Origin of the sequence: Kaistella sp. (assembly GCF_049588135.1) — a bacterium.
In the GTDB taxonomy this organism is placed as follows: domain Bacteria; phylum Bacteroidota; class Bacteroidia; order Flavobacteriales; family Weeksellaceae; genus Kaistella.
In genome coordinates this window covers 1-6156 of the sequence record NZ_JBAVFG010000178.1, presented here as the reverse complement: position 1 = coordinate 6156, position 6156 = coordinate 1, and the positions used below count along the sequence as shown (strand labels likewise).

6 protein-coding genes are annotated in these 6156 nt (G+C 34.2%); 3 read left to right on the top strand and 3 right to left on the bottom strand.

The genetic code is table 11. The features are described 5' to 3' along the window. Positions 1-14: 14 nt before the first annotated feature. Positions 15-368 carry an MmcQ/YjbR family DNA-binding protein gene (locus tag WBY99_RS09885; RefSeq protein WP_423976166.1) on the top strand — a complete coding sequence of 118 codons (354 nt, stop codon included), beginning with the start codon at positions 15-17 and terminating at the stop codon, positions 366-368. Between the two features lie 68 nt (positions 369-436). Here the strand turns inward: WBY99_RS09885 and WBY99_RS09880 are convergent, their stop codons facing one another. Further along, positions 437-1357, bottom strand: coding sequence for a bifunctional riboflavin kinase/FAD synthetase (locus WBY99_RS09880; RefSeq protein ID WP_423976165.1), 921 nt, complete (start codon positions 1355-1357; stop codon positions 437-439). Positions 1358-1499: 142 nt separating this feature from the next. Here WBY99_RS09880 and atpD point away from each other — a divergent pair, with 142 nt between their 5' ends. Beyond that, positions 1500-3008, top strand: a complete 1509-nt coding sequence (gene atpD, locus WBY99_RS09875; protein WP_423976164.1) for a F0F1 ATP synthase subunit beta — start codon at positions 1500-1502, stop codon at positions 3006-3008. Positions 3009-3085: 77 nt separating this feature from the next. Then, on the top strand, positions 3086-3367 hold the full coding sequence (locus tag WBY99_RS09870; protein WP_423976163.1) for a FoF1 ATP synthase subunit delta/epsilon: 282 nt from the start codon (positions 3086-3088) through the stop codon (positions 3365-3367). A gap of 76 nt (positions 3368-3443) precedes the next feature. Here the strand turns inward: WBY99_RS09870 and WBY99_RS09865 are convergent, their stop codons facing one another. Then, positions 3444-5639 (bottom strand): B12-binding domain-containing radical SAM protein, encoded by a 2196-nt coding sequence (locus tag WBY99_RS09865; protein ID WP_423976162.1) that lies wholly within the window; start codon positions 5637-5639, stop codon positions 3444-3446. A 115-nt stretch (positions 5640-5754) separates the two neighbouring features. Then, a partial coding sequence (gene rnk, locus WBY99_RS09860) for a nucleoside diphosphate kinase regulator (protein WP_423976161.1) occupies positions 5755-6156 on the bottom strand: 402 nt, incomplete at its 5' end.

Below are 6156 nucleotides of genomic sequence, written 5' to 3'. Positions count from 1 at the left end.
TTTAAAATCAATCGATGGATATTACGGAAATTTTAGAATATTGCCAACTAAAAAAAGGAGTTGAAGAAACCTTTCCTTTTGATCAAGAAACTTTAGTGTTGAAAGTGGGAGGGAAGATGTTTGCGTTGATTCCTTTAGAAAAACAACCACTCACTATTTCTGTAAAAACCGACCCTGAATGGAGTGCAGAACTTCGTGAAGAATATTCACAAATTACTGGAGCATATCACATGAATAAAACCCATTGGAATTCGGTGGTTTGCGAAGGCTTAAAAAAGGAATTGATTTTGAAATTAATTGATCATTCGTTTGATTTAATTTTAAATTCTTTAACAAAGAAAATGCGGGAAGCGGTTTTGAATTCTTAGAAAGTTGCCACGAATTCACGAATATTTTTAATAATATTATAAATCAAATTTGCGAATTCGTGGCAAAATTAAAACTGAAAATCTGCTGTCAATCTTTTATCTTCATCCAATCTTTCAATTAATTTTTCCAGATTTTCAAATTTAATTTCATCATGAAGAAAACCTCTGAAATTCACCGAAATTTCTTCGCCATAAATATCATTATTAAAATCTAAAATATACACTTCCACAGAAAGCGAATTTCCGTTAACCGTGGGATTGGTGCCAATGCTCAACATTCCTTTTAAATGCTGGTTTTTCACAAAAACATCTACAATATATGCGCCTTTTTTGGGTAATAATTTTAGGGTATCAACTTCTATATTCGCCGTTGGATAGCCAATCGTTCTACCGATTTTTTTGCCGTGAACCACATTGCCATTTAATGAATAATGATATCCTAACATTTCATTAGCAGAAGTAATATCTCCAAGGGATAATGCATTTCTTATTTGGGTCGAACTTATATGGTAATCCTTATAATCTACCGCTTCAACTTGCTCAACTTCAAAACCAAATTCAGGACCCATTTTCTTTAATAATGAAAAATCACCACTCTTGTTTTTTCCGAAAGTATGGTCATATCCAACAATTAAATGTTTCACCTGAAGTTGATTAACCAAAATCTGCTTCACGAATTCTTCGCCAGTTAGATTTCTGAAATCTTCATCAAATTCTTTTAAAAATAAATGCTGTAGTCCAGACTTCTGAAGCAGATATTTTTTTTCATCGATGGTATTCAATAATTTTAAATCATCATTCGGATTAAAAATAGTTCTTGGATGTGGCCAAAAGGTGAGAATTGCTGATTCCAGATTCTTCTTTTCAGAAATGATATTGAGTTTTTTTATAATACTCTGATGTCCCAAGTGAACACCATCAAACATACCAATCGAAAGAGCCAAAGGATTTTCGGAAAGTGAACGGGTAAAATTTTCTGTAATGATCAACTGAAATTCTTGATTTTAGTGAAATAGTTGCCTTAAAAATCGGCTTAAAATAACTTTGTGCAAATATGATAAAAATCTTCTTTTAAAGCAATTGCAGATTTGGGAACTTTCATTATATTTGCACTCAAGAAAAAAATTAGCAATGGCAAACCAACTTAAAGGAAAAATTTCTCAAATTATCGGTCCAGTAATCGACGTAATTTTTACAGATGCGGCAGAACTTCCAAGCATTTATGATGCATTGGAAATTACAAAAACAGACGGTAACAAAGTAATACTTGAAGTAGAACAACATATTGGTGAAGATTCTGTAAGATGTATCGCAATGGATGCAACAGACGGGCTACAAAGAGGTCAGGAAGTAATTTCACAAGGAAGACAAATCACCATGCCCGTTGGTGAAGCGGTATACGGTAGATTGTTTAATGTAGTTGGAGATGCCATCGATGGAATTCAGCAAGTTTCTAAAGAAAACGGATTGCCAATTCACAGAGAAGCACCAAAATTCGATCAATTAACAACTTCTGCAGAAGTCCTTTTTACTGGGATTAAAGTAATTGACTTAGTAGAACCTTATTCAAAAGGTGGAAAAATCGGTTTATTTGGTGGTGCAGGTGTTGGTAAAACAGTACTAATCCAGGAATTAATTAATAATATTGCGAAAGGTCACGGTGGACTTTCTGTTTTTGCCGGTGTTGGTGAAAGAACCAGAGAAGGAAACGACCTTTTGAGAGAAATGCTAGAATCAGGCATTATTAAATACGGTGATGAATTTATGGAATCCATGGAAAATGGAGGATGGGATTTATCGAAAGTAAATCTTGAGGAAATGAAAGATTCTAAATGTACTTTCGTTTTCGGACAAATGAATGAGCCGCCTGGAGCAAGAGCTAGAGTTGCTTTGTCTGGTTTAACAATCGCTGAAAATTTTAGAGATGGTGACGGACAAGGGCAAGGAAGAGATGTATTATTCTTCGTAGATAATATCTTCCGTTTTACGCAAGCAGGTTCTGAAGTTTCTGCACTTCTGGGAAGAATGCCATCAGCAGTAGGTTACCAACCAACTTTGGCTTCGGAAATGGGTGCGATGCAAGAACGCATTACTTCAACTAAAAATGGTTCAATTACTTCGGTACAGGCGATTTACGTTCCTGCGGATGATTTAACGGATCCGGCGCCGGCAACTACGTTTGCTCACTTAGATGCAACAACGGTATTGGACAGAAAAATTGCTTCTCTAGGTATTTATCCAGCAGTAGATCCATTGGCTTCTACTTCTAGAATTTTGACTTCTGAAATCCTAGGAAACGAACATTACGACTGTGCTCAAAGAGTAAAAGAAATCCTTCAAAAATATAAAGCATTACAAGATATCATCGCGATTCTAGGAATGGAAGAACTTTCTGAAGATGATAAATTGGCTGTTTACCGTGCTAGAAAAGTACAGAGATTCTTATCTCAACCTTTCCACGTTGCAGAACAGTTTACCGGTTTGAAAGGTGTATTGGTAGACATCAAAGACACCATCAAAGGATTTAACATGATCATCGACGGTGAGTTAGATCATTTACCTGAAGCTGCTTTTAACCTTAAAGGGACCATCGAAGAAGCAATTGAAGCTGGTGAAAAAATGTTAGCAGAAAACGCATAATTAGAAAATAGAATAAAGAAAAAAGAGTAAAGATTTCTCTTTTTTCTTTTCTCTTTACTCTTTAAGTCTAAAAAGATATGAATATAAAAATTTTAACTCCAGAATTCGTAATTTTTGAAGGTGAAGTAAAATCTGTTTTGCTTCCCGGGAAAAGTGGTGAATTCCATATCATGAAAGATCACGCCGCTATTGTTACTTCCTTAAATTCAGGAAAAATAAAAGTGTTCACTGATCAAATCAAGGAGGAATACAGCCAACATTTCACTAGAGAAAATGAAAAAGAAAGTGTTTTTTCTTTTCCAATGAAAAGTGGAGTGGTAGAATTCAGTAATAATAAAGGAATTATTCTTGCAGAATAAGCGTCTTTTTTAATAAATTAAAATCCCGTCTTTATCACAAGACGGGATTTTTTTAATTTATAATTGAAAATATAATTTACAAACTCAAAATAACTCCGTTTTCCTTCAATTGCTGCATTGGTTTCGAAAACCAGAATAATTCAAAATCTTCAAAGTTTTCCTCGAACTGAGTTTTAAGTTGTTGAAGTGTTATTTTCTTAGGATTATCGGTAGAATTTTCAAGGAATATTTTCATCAGCCAGTCTGCTTTTTCCTGTTCCAGTTCTATTTTCACAATATTGGTTTTAAGATGAAAAGTCAATCGCAAATATTCAAAAGAACCTGCTTTCGTTCTTTTTACAAAGTTTTCTACATTCGCATTTTTATCCAGAAAAATCAACTTTGAATTACCTTTAAAAATAAAATTTTCTTCTTCTAAAAGACAGTCGTGAATATAATCGGGATGAATGGTCGTGTTCGGAATTTTAAAATCGAACCAGTCTTTTAACGGAAGATCAAAATTAATTCCGTGCATAAAATTGAACAGCGATTTCTTTAATCCAAAACTGAATTTGCTGTGGTCAATTCCTGTTTCGTCGGTAAAATCGATATCGTTATGCGCAAATAGTATTTCTTTTTTTAAAGGTTTTACGCCGAACTCTTCTGGATTATTTCCGATAGGTGAGTGCGCAGTCATCGCAAACTGATGCCAGAAACCACTTTGTACAATTCCCATTTCAAATAATTGCCTCACCATTTCCAACGAATCCACCGTTTCCTGAATCGTTTGCGTTGGGAATCCATACATTAAATAGGAATGAACCATCACTCCGGCTTCGGTGAAATTTCGGGTTACTTTTGCGACTTGATCTACAGAAACACCTTTGTCAATTAATTTCAACAATCGATCGCTTGCCACTTCCAATCCACCGGAAACTGCTACCAAACCTGAAGTTTTTAATAAGAAACATAAGTCTTTACTGAAATTTTTTTCGAACCGGATATTCGTCCACCAAGTAACGACTAAATTCCTACGCAAGATTTCTAATGCAACTTCTCTCATTAAAGCTGGAGGCGCGGCTTCGTCCACAAAATGAAAACCTGATTCACCTGTTTGGGTAATCAATTCTTCCATTCGATCCACCAAAATTTTAGCAGAAATGGGTTCATAAATTTTAACGTAATCTAAAGAAATATCACAAAAAGTACATTTTCCCCAATAGCAGCCGTGCGCCATGGTGAGTTTATTCCATCGTCCGTCACTCCATAAACTGTGCATTGGATTGGCGATTTCTATCACAGAAATATATTGGTTGAGCAGTAAATCGGTATAATCCGGAGTCCCTATAAAAGCTTGTTTATAATCTGATTTCGCTGTATTATTTTTATAAATAACTTCCTGATTTTCTAAAATAAAAGTTCTTTTGAATTCTCCATCTGAAATTTCTTTGTTTGAAATTACATTTTCATAAACCAGCTCAATGGGTAATTCGCCATCATCTAAAGTAATATAATCGAAAAATTCAAAGACTCGAGGATCTTTCAATTCTCTTAATTCAGTATTCGGAAAACCGCCGCCCATAACAGTTTTAAGTCCGGGATAATTGGCTTTAATAAATTGTGCACCTCTAAAAGCAGAATATAAATTCCCAGGAAATGGAACTGAAAAACAAACCAGTTTTGGCTGAACAAGATCTAATTTTTCTTTTAACAATTTTAAGGTAAATTCATCGGTAAAAGTTTGATGATTATTCAACTTTAGATAAAGTTCATCAAAGGAATTGGCGCTTTGCCCAATACGTTCGGCATATCTGCTGAAACCGAAATCTGCATCGATATTTTCAACGATATAATCTGAAATATCTTCAAGATATAAAGTCGCCAGATGTTTTGCTTTATCCTGCAGACCCATATTTCCGAAAGCGAATTCCATATCATCCAACTGATTAAAACGAGACGCTTCGGGCAAGAAATTCATACTGCAAATTTGTCTTGCTAAAGTTGGATTATGATTTTGTAGAAAAAGAACAACCTGATCGATGGTTTTGATATATTCTTCTCTTAAAGCAAAAATTCGTTTTGAGTTTTCGGAAGTATTAATTAGATCAATATTTTTCTCAAATATTTTTTGAATTCCACTTTTTGAGAATAATTCTAAGATTACCTCAATTCCCAAATCAATCTGATAACTTGAAATACTTTTAGTATTCAAAAACCCTTTAATATAAGCCGTCGCCGGATAAGGAGTGTTGAGTTGGGTAAAAGGCGGAGTGATGAGGAGCAGATCTTTCAAGCGTTTTCTTTTTGCAAATTTATTTTAAATCTTCGAGATTTCTACCATTGATTTTATTTTGAAAAACCGCTAGATTATTCTAACGGTTTTCGAGTTCTTTAATTTTGAAAATAATCTACAATTCAAAATCTCCAGCAGATTCTGGTTGATAAATAACTTCATCAATAACAATTTTAGTCATTCCGGAAGGAATCAGCCAGTCGATTTCATCACCAACACGATAACCAATTAATGCTGAAGCAACGGAGGAAAAGATCGAAATTTTACGCTCCTTAATATTGGCATCTGCAGGATAAACCAATTGAAATTCCATAGTTGTTTTGTTGTTCTGGAAGTGAATTTTCACAATAGAATTCATGGTTACAACATCACTTTCTACTTGATCTTGTTCTACAATTTTCGCAGATTTTAATTCAGCGAGGAGTTTTTCAGCTTCTTCTTTTTTAATGCTGTTTTTGGCTTTAGCATCCGTAATCGAACGATGGATTTTATTAAAATCCTGTTTGGTAATTATAAC